11 protein-coding genes are annotated in these 15,774 nt (G+C 70.9%); 7 read left to right on the plus strand and 4 right to left on the minus strand.

All coding sequences use genetic code 11. From position 1 onward, the window contains the following. The first annotated feature begins 145 nt into the window (after positions 1 to 145). Positions 146 to 3,631 carry a phosphodiester glycosidase family protein gene (locus FHR38_RS19955; RefSeq protein WP_184536101.1) on the plus strand — a complete coding sequence of 1,162 codons (3,486 nt, stop codon included), beginning with the start codon at positions 146 to 148 and terminating at the stop codon, positions 3,629 to 3,631. 69 nt (positions 3,632 to 3,700) lie between these two features. On the opposite strand, the gene FHR38_RS19960 is transcribed toward FHR38_RS19955, so the two are convergent. The 3 genes from FHR38_RS19960 to FHR38_RS19970 all read right to left on the minus strand — a co-directional run bounded on the left by FHR38_RS19960 (position 3,701) and on the right by FHR38_RS19970 (position 7,350). After that, positions 3,701 to 4,597 (minus strand): phosphatase domain-containing protein, encoded by an 897-nt coding sequence (locus FHR38_RS19960; RefSeq protein WP_184536102.1) that lies wholly within the window; start codon positions 4,595 to 4,597, stop codon positions 3,701 to 3,703. 199 nt (positions 4,598 to 4,796) lie between these two features. Further along, positions 4,797 to 6,158 carry a glycosyl hydrolase family 18 protein gene (locus FHR38_RS19965; RefSeq protein ID WP_184536103.1) on the minus strand — a complete coding sequence of 454 codons (1,362 nt, stop codon included), beginning with the start codon at positions 6,156 to 6,158 and terminating at the stop codon, positions 4,797 to 4,799. Between the two features lie 67 nt (positions 6,159 to 6,225). Continuing rightward, positions 6,226 to 7,350 (minus strand): RNA ligase, encoded by a 1,125-nt coding sequence (locus tag FHR38_RS19970; RefSeq protein WP_184536104.1) that lies wholly within the window; start codon positions 7,348 to 7,350, stop codon positions 6,226 to 6,228. A 278-nt stretch (positions 7,351 to 7,628) separates the two neighbouring features. Between FHR38_RS19970 and rpmE the strand changes: the two genes are divergently transcribed. Both rpmE and prfA read left to right on the plus strand, forming a co-directional pair. Then, complete coding sequence (rpmE, locus tag FHR38_RS19975; protein ID WP_184536105.1) at positions 7,629 to 7,853, plus strand: 50S ribosomal protein L31; 225 nt, start codon at positions 7,629 to 7,631, stop codon at positions 7,851 to 7,853. Between the two features lie 215 nt (positions 7,854 to 8,068). Beyond that, positions 8,069 to 9,157, plus strand: a complete 1,089-nt coding sequence (prfA, locus tag FHR38_RS19980; RefSeq protein WP_184536106.1) for a peptide chain release factor 1 — start codon at positions 8,069 to 8,071, stop codon at positions 9,155 to 9,157. A 325-nt stretch (positions 9,158 to 9,482) separates the two neighbouring features. On the opposite strand, the gene FHR38_RS19985 is transcribed toward prfA, so the two are convergent. Then, the gene (locus FHR38_RS19985; protein WP_184536107.1) at positions 9,483 to 11,021 is read right to left on the minus strand and encodes a GGDEF domain-containing protein; all 1,539 of its coding nucleotides are present in this window, start codon (positions 11,019 to 11,021) and stop codon (positions 9,483 to 9,485) included. A 134-nt stretch (positions 11,022 to 11,155) separates the two neighbouring features. Here FHR38_RS19985 and prmC point away from each other — a divergent pair, with 134 nt between their 5' ends. From prmC to FHR38_RS20005, 4 genes are all read left to right on the plus strand, one after another. Further along, a complete protein-coding gene (gene prmC / locus FHR38_RS19990; protein WP_184539949.1) occupies positions 11,156 to 12,001 on the plus strand; it encodes a peptide chain release factor N(5)-glutamine methyltransferase in 846 nt (281 codons plus the stop codon). A gap of 194 nt (positions 12,002 to 12,195) precedes the next feature. After that, positions 12,196 to 12,840 carry an L-threonylcarbamoyladenylate synthase gene (locus FHR38_RS19995; RefSeq protein WP_184539951.1) on the plus strand — a complete coding sequence of 215 codons (645 nt, stop codon included), beginning with the start codon at positions 12,196 to 12,198 and terminating at the stop codon, positions 12,838 to 12,840. Then, the gene (locus tag FHR38_RS20000; RefSeq protein ID WP_184536108.1) at positions 12,841 to 13,464 is read left to right on the plus strand and encodes an arsenate reductase/protein-tyrosine-phosphatase family protein; all 624 of its coding nucleotides are present in this window, start codon (positions 12,841 to 12,843) and stop codon (positions 13,462 to 13,464) included. Between the two features lie 142 nt (positions 13,465 to 13,606). Next, positions 13,607 to 15,727, plus strand: coding sequence for a transglycosylase domain-containing protein (locus FHR38_RS20005; protein ID WP_246446654.1), 2,121 nt, complete (start codon positions 13,607 to 13,609; stop codon positions 15,725 to 15,727). Positions 15,728 to 15,774 lie beyond the last annotated feature (47 nt).

Raw genomic sequence — 15,774 nt, forward strand, 5'->3', positions numbered from 1 at the left:
CGACGACGATGGCGTGAGCCGGACCGCACAGCGGTCCGGCTCACGCCGTTTCCGGGGTGCCGCCGCGCGACGAGGTGCGGAATTTTCCTTCAGTTCAATCGGCGGGTATTGAAACTTCTATTCACCATCCGGTTGACTACCCGGCATGCGTACCCGCAGTCGACCCGCCCACCTCCTCGGTGCCCTGCTGCTGGCACCGTTGCTGACCCTGGCTGGCCCGCTGCCGGCCAGCGCCGCCCCGGCATCCGCCGGCAGCCTTCCGGCCGGCGGTACCCTCGCCGAAGACAGTCCGATCGCCTCCTCCTATCCGGCCCGATCCTCCACGCTGCTCGCCGCCGAACCGGCCGGTGGCTTCGACACCGACCGGCGGAGCAGACCCGTCGCTCCCGGGCTGACCCTCACCTCGTTCGACCGCTTCGACTCCGCCGGCTGGTTGCGGGCCGACGCGCTGACCGCCGACCTCTCCGGCGGGCTCACCGTCGACTACGTCAACTCCGGTGAGGTCGCCAAGGCCGAGCCACTACGTCGCGCCGTCGACCGGTCCCGCGCGGTGGCCGCGGTGAACGGCGACTTCTTCGACATCAACAACTCTGGGGCCGCCCAGGGCATCGGTATCCAAAGTGGGCAGCTCGTCCAATCGCCGGTCGCCGGGCACCACAACGCCGCCGCCGTCACCGCCGACGGGATCGGCCGGGTGATCCAGGTGTACTTCGAGGGCACCGCCACCCTGCCCACCGGTCCGGTGGCGTTGACGCAGTTCAACAACATGATCCAGGCCAACGGCATCGGTGTCTTCACGCCGCTCTGGGGGTCGTACACCCGGGGCCGTGCGGTCAATGGTGCCGCCCGCGTCACGGAGGTGGCCCTGGTCGACGGTCACGTGGTCAGTGTCACCGACGCTGCCGGCAGCGGACCCATCCCGGCCGGCACCACCATCCTGCTCGGCCGCGACGGCGGGGCCGACGCGCTCGCCGGTCTTCGCCCCGGTGACCCGGTGGACGTCGCCTACCAGCCGCGTCCCTCCGCCGGTGGCGCACCGCACGCCGCGGTCGGCGGCGGCAACGTGGTTCTGCGCGACGGCGTACCGGAGAACATCGCCGACGTCACCCTGGCCCCGCGCACCTCGGTCGGCTTCTCCGCCGACGGTCGGAAGATGTTCCTGCTCACCGTCGACGGCCGGCAGGTCGACAGCCGGGGCGTGACGCAGACCGAGCTGGGCCGGATGATGGCCGAACTCGGCGCGCACAACGCGCTGAACCTCGACGGCGGCGGTTCCTCCACGCTGCTCGCCAGGGAGCCCGGTGTCGCCACCGTACAGGTGGAGAACAGCCCGTCGGACGGCTCCGAGCGGCCCGTGCCCAACGGCCTGGCCATCTACGCGCCTGCGGGCAGCGGCAAACTGACCGGCTACTGGGTGGAGACCGCCATCGACCCGAGCGCCGCGCCCGGCGTCGGCCCGGTACGCGGCGGCCGGCCGGACCGGGTCTTCCCCGGTCTCACCCGTCGACTGACCGCCGCCGGTCACGACGAGACCTACGGCCCGGCCGTCGGCAAGCCCACCTGGCGGACCACCCCGGCGGTACGGGGTGCGGTGAACGCCGACGGTGTCTTCCGGGCACTGGTGCCGGGCGAGGCCACGGTGACCGCCGCTCGGGGCACCGCTCGGGGCGAGGTGAAACTCACCGTGCTCGGTCCGCTGGACCGGATCAGCGGCACGGTGGACCGGGTGGGTCTGGTCGGTGCCGGCGCGACCGGCCTGGTCGGGGTCGTCGGGTACGACGCCGAAGGCAACACCGCGCCGATCGAGCCGGCTGACGTGCGGCTCGACTACGACCGGAACCTGTTCGAGATCACGCCCACCGCCGAGGGCAACCTGTCGGTCAAGGCGAAGGCCGAATCCGGTGCCGGCCTGGTCACGCTGAAGGTGGGCGCGAGTAGCACGGTGGTGCCGGTCACCATCGGTCTGACCGACGTGCCGGTCGCCACCTTCGACGACGCGGCCAACTGGACGTTCAGCGCCGCTCGGGCCACCGGATCGGCCGCCCCGGCCGCCGGGCACACCGGCACCGGCCTGAAACTGTCGTACGACTTCAGCCAGTCCACCGGCACCCGGGCCGCGTACGCCAACCCGCCCGCGTGGATCGAGGTGCCCGGCCAGCCGCAGGCGTTCGGCATGTGGATCTACGCCAACGGTCGGGGCGAATGGCCGAGCCTGCACCTGCACGACGCGCTGGACCAGCAGCACGTGCTGCGCGGGCCGGACCTGGACTGGACCGGCTGGCGCTACGTCGAGATGGCGGTGCCGGCCGGGGTGCAGTATCCGGTGCGGATCCGGCGGTTCTACGTGGCCGAGACCGATGCCGCCACCGCCTACCAGAACGAGGTGGTGGTGGACGACATCGTGGCCCGGGTACCTCCGACGGTCGACGCGCCGGCCGAGTCGCCGCGCACCGACCGGGTGGTGCTGCGTGACGGCACGGTGGACGGGGCACCCTGGCGCTTCGCGGTGATGTCCGACGCCCAGTTCGTCGCCGCCGACCCGGACAGCGACCTGGTCGCCCAGGCCCGCCGTACGCTGCGGGAGATCCGGGCGGCGAAGCCGGACTTCCTGGTGATCAACGGCGACCTCGTGGACACCGCCTACCCGGCCGACTTCGCGCTGGCCAAGCGGATCCTGGACGAGGAGCTGGCCGGGACGGCGCCCTACTACTACGTCCCCGGCAACCACGAGATCATGGGCGCCCCGATCAGCAACTTCAAGGCGGTCTTCGGCGACACCCACCGGGTCTTCGACCACCGACCGGCCAGCGGCGGCACGGCCACCCGATTCGTCACGTTGAACTCGGCCACCGGCACGCTGCGCGGGGGCGGCTTCGACCAGATCGAGGCGTTCCGGACGGCACTGGACCAGGCCGCGTCCGACCCGACGATCGGGTCGGTGGTGGTCCTGCACCACCACCCGCCGCGTGACCCGTCCCCGGCCAAGGCGAGCCAGCTCGGCGACCGCAAGGAGGCGGCACTGGTCGAGCGGTGGCTGGCCGAGTTCCAGCACACCACCGGCAAGGGCGCGCTCTTCGTCGGCGGTCACGTCGGTGCCTTCTCCGCCGGGCGGGTCGACGGGGTGCCGTACGTGATCAACGGCAACTCGGGCAAGAACCCGTCCACCGCCCCGCACCTCGGTGGGTTCACCGGCTGGACGATGTTCGGCGTCGATCCGGTGACCGAGGCGGAGGCGTCTCGGGCCCGACGGAACCCGCTCGCCGAGGGCCCGCAGTGGGTGACCGCGCAGACCCGGGCGCACGTGGACGCGTTGACGGTGACCGCCCCACCGGTGGTCGCCCTCGGTACACCGGCCCAGGTGACCGCCACGGTGACCCAGGCCGGCGGCCGGCAGGTGCCGGTGGCGGCACCGGTCAGCGCCGACTGGTCCGCCTCACCGAGCGTCCACATCGGATCGCCGCTGGGGCTGCGCCCCTGGCACACCGCCTGGTTCGACCCGGCGACCGGTCGACTGACCGCCCTGCGATCCACCGGTTCGGTGGTGGTGGCGGTGACGGTCAACGGCGTACGGGCCGAGGCGACGCTTCAGCTCGCACCCCGGGTAGGCGCTCGCACCGCGCCGGCCGCCTAGCCAGCTTCCACTCAGAGAAGGGTCCCTTCCTACGCGAGGAGCGATAGGAAGGGACCCTTCCGTACTGCGTCAGAAGTCGCCGTCGGCGACCTGGAAGACGGTCAGACCGAGATCGCGCCACATGCGTACGACCTGCATCCGGTCGTCGAAGACTCCGACGACCCGGTAGTGGTCGTGGATCTCCCGCTCGAAGATCTCCTTCTTGACGATGGAGTCCTTGCGGGTGTCGCCCAACGCCCGCATGTGTAGGGCAAGGTAGGGGACTCCGACGTGCTCGGCCAGCCAGGACTCGGTCACCTCCCGGCAGGAGTCGTCCCGGCCGGAGCAGAAGACCACCCCGTAGCCGGCGGCGTGCATCGCCCGTACCGCCGCGATCACGGCGTGGTGGGGCCGGTCCTCACCGACCCGGGTCATGTCGTACGGGCTGCGCCCGCTCATCAATGCGACGGTGCCGTCGATGTCGACCAGGACGATCTCCGGTGCCCCGGTCGGCGGGGTGTAGACGGTGGCCGGTCCACCCGGGGAGACGTACGGCACCGGCAGGGGCAGTTTGCGTCCGGCCAGGTAGCGCTCGTGCAGTCGCCGGATCGCCTCCTCGCCGACCCGGTCCTGCTCCGGTCGTACGGCGTCCCGGCGGACACACTCGTCCACCGGTACGTCGGTGAAGTCGTGCAGTTCGAACGTCGCGCCGAGCCGGGCGGCGAGTTCGGCCCACTCCCGTACGGTCTTGGCCCGCAGGTTGGTGTCGTCCACGCAGACGTCGACCCGGGCCCGCAGCAGCGCCTCGACCTGCACCCGCTGGGCGGTGGTGACCTGGCTCTCCGCCCAGTGCACGAAGAGCCGCTCGCCGTGCAGCATCCGGCGCAGGTCGTCCCGGTTGACCCGGACCACGCTCGGCTGCAACTTCCGGGCGAAGGTGGTCTTGCCGGAGGCGGGTAGCCCTCGGGTGAGGATCAGTCGGGTCATGGCGGTCGCTCCGGCATGGGTCGCGTCAGGTCGGTCCCACCGTACGCCGTATTGATCTTCGTGGCGCGCGGGTTTCCATGGCCGGTGGCCGGTGGCCGGTGGCCGGTGTCGGCTGGTCGGTGTCGGCTGGTCGCGACGCGCCTGCGCCCCGAACCGCGTGTACGGGATGCGGCCCAGGGAGCAGGCGACGAGCGGTTGGTCAGCGGGACTGGAGGCTCCTGACATTGTCCCCGAACGTCCAGCCGCGCGATCCGTCCCAGTTCAGGGACCAGGTCATCAGGCCCTTCAGACCGCCCTGGTAGGTGTTCCACGCCTGGGCCACCAACGCCGGGGACATGTGGCCGCCCCCGGCACCCGGTTGGGCGGGCAACCCGGGCACCTGCTTGTCGTACGGCACCCGGATGGTGGTGCCCTGGATGACCAGCCCGGCGTTCAGGCAGTCGGTCTGCTTGGTGAAGCCCAGGACGGTACCGGCGGAGTACGAGTCGCCGGAGCAGCCGTACATGCTGCCGTTGTAGTACTGCATGTTCAGCCACCAGAGGCGGCCGTTGTCGGCGTACTTCTTGATGATCGGCAGGTACGCGCCCCAGATCGAGCCGTAGGTCACGCTGCCTCCGGTGACGTACGCCGTCTCGGGTGCCATGGTCAGGCCGAAGTTGGCCGGCATCGCGGCGAGTACCCCGTCGATGATGCGGATCAGGTTCGCCTGCGACGGGGAGAGTTGGTTGATGTTGCCGCTGCCGGTCAGCCCGGTCTCGATGTCGATGTCGATCCCGTCGAAGTTGTACCGCTTGAGGATCGGCACGATGGTGGCGACGAACCGGTCGGCTACGGCGCTCGAACTGAGGTCGATGCCGGCCGTCGCACCGCCGATGGACATCAGGATCGTCAGGCCGGATGCCTTGGCCTGGCACATCTCGGCCGGGGTGGCGACCTTCACGGTGACGTCCATGCCGTCCTCCCAGAGCACCGTGCCGTCCGAGCGGATCACCGGAAACGCCGCGTTGATCACGTTGTAGCCGTGCGCGGGGATCCGGGGGTCGGTGATCGGGATCCAGCCGAGCGGCGGGTGCACGCCGTTGACCGCGCCGTCCCAGTTTTCCCAGTATCCCTGGAGTACCTTGCCGACCGGTTTCGACTTGACCGGGCAGGTCTCGGTCCCGGGGGAGGAGGTGGGGCTCACCGTCGGTGACGGCGAGGCGGTCGGGCTCGCGGTGGGGGACGGTGACGAGGTACGGGTCGGCGTCGGGCTGGGCGACCCTCCGCCGTCACAGGTGCCGAGGTCCCGCCAGAGCGAGGGGGCGGCCACCGGGTTCCAACCCGCGCCGACCGGCGGGGTGTGCGTCACCCGGGCCTCGTACAACCGGCCGGTGTAGGTCACCTGACTGCCCGCCGGATAGGTCGTGCCCTCGGCCCAGGCCGGTGCCGAGCAGGCGACGAGCGGTACGTTCGCCGAGGCGTCGACCGCCCTGGCGAGTCCGTACGGTGCGGACACGAACCCGACCAGGACGGCCGTTGCCGTGCCCGCCACCAGTGCGATCAGTTCCCGACGAAGTCTCATGGCATCCCACCTCGGTTGGGTACGGGAAGCCTATCGGTTAACTTTCTTTAATGTAAGTCTTTCAATGTCATGGGCGCGTCGGGGTGGGGTCGGGGCGGCTGGTCGACGAGTACGGCGTCCACTCCGGTGCCGGTCGGACCCGCTGCCAGAGCAGGGGGCGGACATCCTTGCCGTCCAGCCGCAGGAACAGCTGTCCCCGGTCAGGGTGCTGGTGCACCGCCTGGGCGAACTCCCGTCGGGTCCAGCCCTCCGGCAGCGCGGCCACGATCTCCTGGTACGCCGTCTCGATCTCCACGACCCGCTCTTCGACGGTCGCGGTCAACGTCGCCACGACCTCGCGTACCCAGGTGTGGAACTCGTCGGGCAGCGGCTCCACGAGCGCGGCGAGATCCCCGCCGTTGACCAGCACGTCCCACACCGAGCGGGCAGTCAGACCGGTCACCAGGCGGTGCAGGCGCAGGTAGTCGGCGTACTTGATCTTCACCCGCTGGTCGGTCTCCCGGCAGTGCACCACCAGGCCCTCCCGGTTGTCCCGGGGTGGGGCGGCCAGCGCCTCGGCGAACGTGGCATGGTCGAGCTGGTCGACCACCGGGCCCGGCCAGTCGGACACCGCCTCCGGCCCGTGGGTACGACCAGAGGCGATCTCGACCGCACCGAGCAGCACCAGGTCGTCCAGCCCGCCGTAGTCCAGCACGATCCGGTTGGCCGGGTAGACGATCTCCACCAGTACGGTGAGCCCGGCCGGCGGGGCGAAGTCCGGGTACCGGTTACGCAGTACGGCGGTGGCGTGCTCGGCCTGGGTGGAGGCGAACGACCCCCGGGTGGCGACCGCGAAGCCGCCCTCCGGGTCGGGGTAGAGGATGCCCAGCGAGCCGTCCGCCTTGTCGGTGACCGTCACCGGCGCGTCGATCCGCAGCGTCGGTGCCCCGGGCTGGTCGTGGTTGAAGAACTTGGCGAAGGGCCGGGCCAGCACCATCTCGGTGCGGTCGTCCACGATCAGCCCCCGGCAGGTCGTCGTCACCGGTGTCCAGAACTGTCCGTACGTGCACGCCTCGGTGTAGTTGTAGATCGACAGGGGGTGCTCGGGGTGCCGCTGGACCCGGACGTGTCCGGCGGCGAGCGCGTCAGCCAGGGCGGTGGCGTCGAGGACGTCGGTGAGTCGAGGCGTCGAGGTGCGTACGGGGGTGGTCACGGGTGTGCCTTCCGGCAGGACGGGAAATCGACAGGCAGCCCGCTCAAGGGGGATCCGGTGGCCGACAAGGGCCGGGGAATACCTGAGGGGCGAGTCAGGTTAGCCGTCACGGGACCCGGTGTGCAGTCCGATTTCGCCGCGCCCGACGGTGCATGGCACACTGGTCAATCGGCCAGGGTTCCGGTTCACGCCCGACTACGTCACGCGAGCGGTTCGTCACGCGGACTGCGGTGCGGCGAGGGCGACCCGGCGACCGTCAACGAAAGGACCGAGGCGACATGAAGCAAAACATCCACCCGGAGTACGTCACCACCGAGGTCACGTGCTCCTGCGGCAGCTCCTTCACGACCCGCAGCACCGCCAAGGGCGGCTCGATCCACGTCGAGACCTGCAGCGCCTGCCACCCGTTCTACACCGGTAAGCAGCGCGTGCTGGACACCGCCGGTCGGGTCGCGAAGTTCCAGCAGAAGTACGCCAAGGTTCAGGCCAAGAAGGCCAAGTAGCTGCGTCGACGACGCCCGTGTCCGGTCTAGCGCCGGACGCGGGCGTCGTCCGTCTTTGGGCCGGTCGGTCTTTGGCCGGTCTCGTCTTGGGCCGGTCGCTCTGGGGTCGGTCCGTCTTTGGGCCGGTCCGGTAGCGAAGCCGACCGGCGGCGTCGTGGTTCCGGTCTCGATCGAAGGAGTACGGGTATGAGCGGGCGAATCGTCGAGGCCGGCGCATGAGCAACGAACGCCTGACCGGGCTCCTCGCCGAATACGCGGAGCTGGAGAAGCGCCTGGCCGACCCGGCGATCCACGCCGACCAGGCCACCGCCCGACGGGTGGGCCGACGCTTCGCCGAGCTGACCCCGGTGCACAAGGCCGCCGGTGAGCTGGAACAGGCCCGGGCCGACCTGGCCGCCGCCCAGGAGTTGGCCGCCGAGGACCCGTCCTTTGCCAGCGAGGTGGACGAGATCGCCGCGTCCCTGCCGGCGCTGGAGGAACGGCTGGCCGAGCTGCTCATCCCGCGCGACCCGCACGACGCCAAGGACGTGATCCTGGAGATCAAGGCCGGTGAGGGCGGCGAGGAATCCGCCCTGTTCGCCGGGGACCTGCTGCGGATGTACACCCGCTATGCGGAGCGGCACGGCTGGGTCACCGAGGTGATCGACGCACAGGACTCCGACCTCGGCGGCGTCAAGGACGTCTCGCTCGCGGTGAAGACCAAGGGCGTACCCGAGGGCGGCAACGGCGTCTGGTCGCGGCTCAAGTGGGAGGGCGGCGTGCACCGCGTACAGCGGGTGCCGGTCACCGAGTCGCAGGGCCGGATCCACACCAGCGCCGCCGGGGTGCTCGTCCTGCCCGAGGCCGAGGACGTGGACGTCACCATCGACCCGAACGACCTGCGCATCGACGTGTTCCGCTCGTCTGGCCCGGGTGGCCAGTCGGTCAACACCACCGACTCGGCGGTCCGGATCACCCACGTGCCGACCGGGATCGTGGTTTCCTGCCAGAACGAGAAGAGCCAGTTGCAGAACCGGGAGCAGGCGATGCGCATCCTGCGGGCGCGACTGCTCGCCGTGGCCCAGGAGCAGGCCGACGCCGCCGCCTCGGACGCCCGCAAGGCGCAGGTGCGTACGGTGGACCGATCCGAGCGGATCCGGACCTACAACTTCCCGCAGAACCGGATCACCGATCACCGGATCGGCTTCACCGCGTACAACCTGGACCTGGTGCTCGCCGGGGAGTTGGACGGCGTCCTCGGCGCGTTGACCGAGGCGGACCGGACGGCCCGGCTGGCGGGCGAGACCGAGCTGTCCCGCCGCTGACGAACGCGACCCGCGCCCGGCTGGGAGGTGTCGTAGCCGGGCTGCGGGTCATGTGGTGGGCTTAGCCGGTCGTCGGCACCCGGGTCATGTGGTGGGCTTAGCCGGTCGTCGGCACCCGGGTCATGTGGTGGGCTTAGCCGGTCGTCGGCACCCGGGTCAGGAGCGGGCAGCGAGGACGTCGATCAGGCTGGTGAAGCTGTCGTCGCCGTGCCCGGAGGCTGACCCCGCCGGAAGATCTCCAGTACGGCCGCTTGATCCGGCTCCAACGGAACGCTACGCCGTAGCGAGGAGAACGAGGAGAACGGCGAGACCGGGTCGTCGACGGTCAGGCGGGGCGGGTCCGGTCCGAGCGCTGCCGTTCGGCCAGCTCGAAGGCGAGACCCAGCGCCTGCTGTAGTGGGGCACCGGGACGTACCTCGGCGAAGCCCACCCGGACGTCGATCGGGGTGCCCGGCACCAGCGACTCCCAGTCCTCGGCGAGGATCGCGTGGATGATCCGCCGCGTCACCTCGGTGGCCTGGCTCATCCCGGCTCCGGGCAGCAGCAGTACGAAGTCGTCGTCGCCGTAGCGGGCCACCAGGTCGCCCCGGCGCATGACCCGGTTGATCACCCCGGCGATGCGCTGCAACACCAGGTCACCGGAGTGATGGCCGTGGGCGGCGTTGACCGCTCGGAACCCGTCCACGTCGCAGACCCCGATCACCGCCCGCTCGCCCCGGTCTATCAGTGCCGCGACGTAACGTTCCAGCCGCCGCCGGTTGGGCAGACCGGTGAGCGGGTCGATCAGCGCCTCGCCGCCATACCGGGCGGTGTCCCGGCGTACCTCCTCCTGGTCGATGCGGGCGGCGATCCCGTCCACGTAGACGTCCCGTAGGCGGTCGTTGCGCTGAGCGGCCAGCCGGAACGCGTACCGGTCCGTCCGGTGCGCCGCCGAGTGGTCGCCGGCCAGGGCGTACGTCATGCTGCGAAGCCGGGCGTGCTCGGCCGCCCCGAGGGTCTCGGTGGAGACGGTCATCCCGTCGAGCTGGGACATCGCCTCGACGGGGCGGCCGGCGGCGATGGCCAGACAGGCCGCGCCGAGTAGCCGCATGTCCCGGGCCCGAGCGCTGTCGCCACCATGGCTGAGCAGCTCGGCGGCGTCGGGCCGCCCGACTGGCCCGGCCGCGTCGCCGAGCGCCGCCCCTCGGGCGATGGCGTAGCCGTAGGCGACCAGCCCGCTCGGGCGCAGCCGGGTGGCCCGGCCGCCGCGCTGGAAGCGTTCGAAGTCACCGCCGATGTCCCGGAGCACCCGTAGGCAGCCGTCGCTGTCCCCGTTGTGGTCGAGGGCCACGGCGTTGCGCAGCCGGATACCGGGCGCGGCGAAGGTCTCCTGCGGGATGCTGGCGGCGGCACCCAGCTGCCGGGCGCGCTCGATGGCGCGCAACGCGTAGCCGTGGAAACTGAGGTACGAGTACGCCATCGCCAGGTCGTGCCAGGCCCAGGCGGTGGCCCGGCCGGGATTCTCCACGCTGCCGAGCGCCCGTTCGGCGCGGACCAGGTGGGTGACGCACCGGTCCAACGCTCCCTGGTGGTGCGCGGCGAGCCCGGCCAGCGCGTGCAGGTGCCCGTGCAGGTACGGCTCGGCGAGGTCGCGGGCGGCGGCGAACGCCTGCTCGACGGCGCTGGTGTACGCGGCGGTCCGGCCGAGGTTGATCAGCGCGGAGAGCCGTTGCAGCATCGCCTCGGCCCGGGTGTACGGGTCCCGGGTGGTGCTGATCACGAGATCGAGGGCCAGGCACGCCTCGGCCGACCGGTCACTCTCCTGGAGCTCCTGGGCGCGCCGGATGACATCGGCCTGGTCATTGACCCGGTCGAGCCAGCTCACGGTAACCTCCCCAGCGGTCGTGAGCGATACGCCCCCGTGGCGCGACGTCGTCGCCGACGTTCCATGATTATGTCGTGACAGGACGCGGCGGAGGCTCTGGCGGCGAGGCGGATCGGTTTCGGCCGTCCCGAACGGTGGCGGTCGCGACGACGGTGCTGGCTGAGGCGGGTGTCGGCCCGGCCCGGGTCGAGGCGGAACAGCTCGCGGCGTACGTGTTGGGCGTGTCGCGGGGCCGGTTGGCGCTGGCCGAGGACTTCACTCCCGCGCAGTACGACCGGTTCATGGAACTGGTCGCCCGGCGGGTCCGCCGGGAGCCGCTACAACATCTGCTCGGCTCGGCCGCGTTCCGGCACGTCGAGGTGGCCGTCGGACCGGGGGTGTTCGTGCCCCGGCCGGAGACCGAGCTGCTCGCCGGCTGGGGTATCGAGCAGGCCCGCGCGGTCGCGCCAGCCGGCCACGCCCTCGTTCTCGACCTGTGCAGCGGTAGCGGCGCGATCGCCCTTTCGGTGGCCGACGAGGTGCCCGGGGCCCGGGTGGTGGCGGTGGAACGGTCGGTTGTTGCGCTGGACTGGCTGCGGCGCAACACGGCAGCCGGTGCGGCGGCTGGCGGCCGGTCGGTGGAGGTGCTGTCCGGCGACGTGACGGATCCGGAGCTGCTGTCCGGGTTCGCCGGGCAGGTGGACGTCCTGCTGTGCAACCCGCCGTACGTGCCGGCGGCCACCGTCGTACCGGCGGAGGTGGCCGAGCACGACCCGGCGGAGGCGGTCTTCGCCGGACCGGACGGGCTGGCGGTGATCCGCCCGGTGATCGCCCGTGCCGCCGAGTTGTTGCGCCCGGGGGGCGTGGTCGGGATCGAGCACGACGACAGTCATGGAGCGGCGGTGCCCGAGCTGTTTCGGGCCGACGACCGGTTCACCGAGATCGTCGGGCACCAGGACCTGACCGGTCGGCCCCGGTTCGCCACCGCTCGCCGGGCCTGACACCCGACCTCGTCTCCGGTTGGCATCGCTCGCCGGGCCTGACGCCCGACCTCGTCTCCGGTTGGCATCGCTCGCCAGGTCTGACCTCGCCACCGCTCGGCGGGACCGATCTCCGGGTGGCACCCGTCGGGGGTTGGGAACAGCGGCTCCGGCAACCCCGGGCCGGCTGGGGCGTGGCAGACTGGCTACCCGTGATGCTCTATGACTGCCGTTCGCTCGCCGAGCGGGACCGAGGCATCGCTGCGGCGATCGAAGCGGTCAAGAACGGCGAACTGGTCGTGCTGCCCACCGACACGGTCTACGGCGTCGGCGCCGATGCCTTCACCCCGTACGCGGTGAAGGCACTGCTCGACGCGAAGGGCCGGGGCCGGCAGATGCCGCCGCCGGTCCTGGTTGGTTCGCGACACACCCTCGACGGGCTGGTCTACTCGTTGCCGCCGGTCGCCCGCGACCTCGTGGAGGCGTTCTGGCCGGGCGCGCTGACCATCGTGGTGGAGCATTCGCCGAGCCTCCAGTGGGACCTCGGGGACACCGACGGCACGGTCGCGGTGCGGATGCCGCTGCATCCGGTGGCGCTGGAGGTGCTGCGGGAGACCGGGCCGATGGCCGTCTCCTCGGCCAACAAGACCGGGCAGCCGGCGGCGGTGACCGCGGCGGAGGCGCGTGACCAGCTCGGCTACACGGTCCGGACCTATCTGGAGGCGGGACCGTGTCCCGATCCGGTGCCGAGCACCATCGTCGACGTCACCGGGCAGGTCTGCCGGGTGCTGCGGCAGGGCGCGATCCCCCTGGAAAAGCTGCGCGACGTGGTGCCGGACATCCAGGGGCAGGTGTCCTGAGTGCCACCCTTCACCGTCCTGCACGTCTGCATGGGCAACATCTGTCGCTCGCCGATGGCCGAGCGGTTGCTGACCCTCGCTGTCCGTACCCGGGTGGCCCGGTCGCTGGGCGGTGCGACCGAGGTCTCCGTCGCGGACGAGCTGTTGCACAGCCACAGCGCCGGCACCGGTGGCTGGCACGCGGGTGAGGAGATGAATCCCCCGGCTGCCCGGCAGGTGCGGGGCCGGGGTGGTGACATCACCGGATTCGCCGCCCGCAAGCTGCGTTCCGACCAGATCGACGCCGCCGACCTGGTGTTGACCGCGACGGCGGACCAGCAGGAGTACGTGGTGGCGCTGCGCCCTGACGCCGCCGCCCGGACGTTCGTGCTGGGGGAGTTCGGCCGGCTGCTGGCCGGGGTGGACGCTGCGGCGCTGCCCCCGGTGGAGTTGACCCCCGACTCGGTGTACGCCCGGGGCGTCGCACTGGTCGAGGCGGTCGACGCGGCCCGGCGTGGAGCCACCCCGCTGCCCGCAGACGACCTGGACGACCCGTGGGGTCGCGGGGACCAGTGCTTCAGCCGGGTGGCCGACGAGATCGAGGAGACGGTGCAGCCCTTCGCGGCCGTACTGCTGCCCGGATAGTGTGAATTTCCTGCTGATTAACCGAAAAGGCGGCCGTACCACGTAGTTCGTGGTCATTCTGAACTGGTTCTAACGCTTCTACGCCGTTGCGAGGGGTAAGCGTATGGCCCGGTTACGGTCTCTGTCCCGGTTGCGATCCCGGTTGCGTTCCCGGTCTGGGTCGCGGGCCCGGTCCCGGGTCCGCAAGATCTGGTTTCTGCTGGTGGTCGGGGTGGCGGCCGGTGCGATCCTCGGGGTGGCCACCATCCCGTCCGGCACGCTCCTCCTGATCGGGCTGGGCTCGATCAGCGCCGGTTACGACGATCTGCCCCGGAACCTGTCGACCCCGCCGACCGCGCAACGGTCCTATCTTTACGCCAACGACGGCAAGACCCTGATCACCTCCTTCTACGCGGAGAACCGGCACGACGTGTCGCTCGACGCGGTGGCACCGGTGATGCGTCAGGCGATGGTGGCGGCCGAGGACACCCGGTTCTATCGGCACAGCGGAGTCGACGTGCGTGCCGTGGTACGGGCGTTCGTCGCCAACCAGCAGGGCGGCGAGGTACGACAGGGCGCTTCCACGCTGACCATGCAGTACGTGCGCAACGTGCTGAAGAACGATCCCAACCTGACCGAGGAGCAGCGGGCGGCGGCCACCGAGACGACCACCGGCCGCAAGCTCCAGGAGATGCGGTACGCGTTGGCGCTGGAACGCCAGCTCACCAAGGAGGAGATCCTCGGCCGCTATCTCAACATCTCCTACTTCGGGGCCGGGGCATACGGCATCGCCGCCGCGAGTCAGCGCTACTTCTCCAAGCCGGCCGACAAGTTGACCCTCGCCGAGGCGGCGCTCCTGGCGGGACTCGTCCAGTCGCCGCACACCGACGACCCGATCAGCGGCGACGTCGGCGCGGCGCTGGGGCGCCGGTCGTACGTGCTGGACCAGATGGTGGAGATGGGCATGGTGCCGGCCGCCGAGGCGGCGACGGCGAAGGCGGAGAAGCTTCAGCTCCGGCCCAGTACCGAGCCCAACGACTGCGTGGGAGTGCCGGCCAAACACGACGACTGGGGCTTCTTCTGCGACTACTTCCAGCAGTGGTGGAACGCCCAGTCGGCCTTCGGGGATGACGTACAGCAACGGCAACGGGCACTGCGCCGGGGCGGGTACGCGATCACCACCTCGCTCGATCCAGGGATCCAGGCGACCGCCCTGGAGGAATCCCTGGCGGTGTACGACTACGACAATCCCCGGGCCGTACCGACCGCGGTGGTGCAGCCGGGCACCGGCCGGGTGCTGGCGCTGGCGGTCAACCGGCACTACAGCCTGGCCGAGAACCCCGATGGCCAGGAGAACTACCCCAACACCGTGAACCAGCTGATTGCTGGGGGCGGGGCGATCGAGGGCTACCAGGGTGGCTCGACGTTCAAGCTGTTCGCCATGCTGGCCGCGCTGGAGGACGACCTGCCGTTGAGCACCGGCTACGACTCACCTACCCGGCTGATCACCAAGTGGCAGGTGACCGGATCGGCGAGCTGCGGCGGCTACTGGTGTCCGCGTAACGCCAATCCGGAACGGATGGACGGCTATCGCACCATGTGGACCGGCTTCGGGCGCTCGGTCAATACCTACTTCGTACACCTGGCGGAGCGGGTCGGGGCGGAGGCGGTGGTGGAGATGGCCGAGCGGTTGGGCATCACCTTCCGGTCGGACGGCGACGCCGAACTGGCCCGCAACGGTGCCAGGGAATGGGGACCGTTCGTGCTCGGGGTGGCCGCCACCACGCCATTGGACCTGGCCAACGCCTACGCGACGGTGGCGGCGGAAGGCCGCTACTGCGATCCGTTGCCGGTGGTCTCGATCAAGGACGCCGCCGGCCGGGCGGTCGCCGTCGGCAACCCGTCCTGCAAGCGGGTCCTGAACGCCGACATAGCCCGGGCGGCCACGGACGCGGCGCGTTGCCCGGTCGGTGACCAGTCGGCGTTCGGCCGGTGCAACGGCGGTACGGCGACCGACGTGTACGAGATCGTGAAGCGTCCGGTGGCCGGTAAGACCGGTAGCTCGGACAACTACGCCACCGAGACGGTGGTGATCTACACGCCGCAGCTGGCGGTGGCGGCGATCGCCGCAAACCCGGACGATCCGCAGGATCTCGTCGGCTCCCGGGTGCAGGCGAAGGTGGCCGATGGGGTGGCCCGGATCATGGCGGACGCGTTGCGCGACGAGCCGAAGCGGAACTTCAAGGCACCCAGCCTGGACCTGGCCTTCGGGGTCGAGGAGTGACCCGGCCAGCTCAAGGCCATCGCGTGGCGAGGCGGCTCGTCGGGGCG

Source organism: Micromonospora polyrhachis (assembly GCF_014203835.1).
Taxonomy (GTDB): domain Bacteria; phylum Actinomycetota; class Actinomycetes; order Mycobacteriales; family Micromonosporaceae; genus Micromonospora_H; species Micromonospora_H polyrhachis.

Bases quoted from the DNA above. Each gene is read 5' to 3' on its own strand.
- FHR38_RS19960 (WP_184536102.1), bottom strand. From the start codon at position 4,597: ATGACCCGACTGATCCTCACCCGAGGGCTACCCGCCTCCGGCAAGACC.
- prfA (WP_184536106.1), top strand. From the start codon at position 8,069: ATGAGCAACGAACGCCTGACCGGGCTCCTCGCCGAATACGCGGAGCTG.
- FHR38_RS19995 (WP_184539951.1), top strand. From the start codon at position 12,196: ATGCTCTATGACTGCCGTTCGCTCGCCGAGCGGGACCGAGGCATCGCT.
- FHR38_RS19965 (WP_184536103.1), bottom strand. From the start codon at position 6,158: ATGAGACTTCGTCGGGAACTGATCGCACTGGTGGCGGGCACGGCAACG.
- rpmE (WP_184536105.1), top strand. From the start codon at position 7,629: ATGAAGCAAAACATCCACCCGGAGTACGTCACCACCGAGGTCACGTGC.
- FHR38_RS19955 (WP_184536101.1), top strand. From the start codon at position 146: ATGCGTACCCGCAGTCGACCCGCCCACCTCCTCGGTGCCCTGCTGCTG.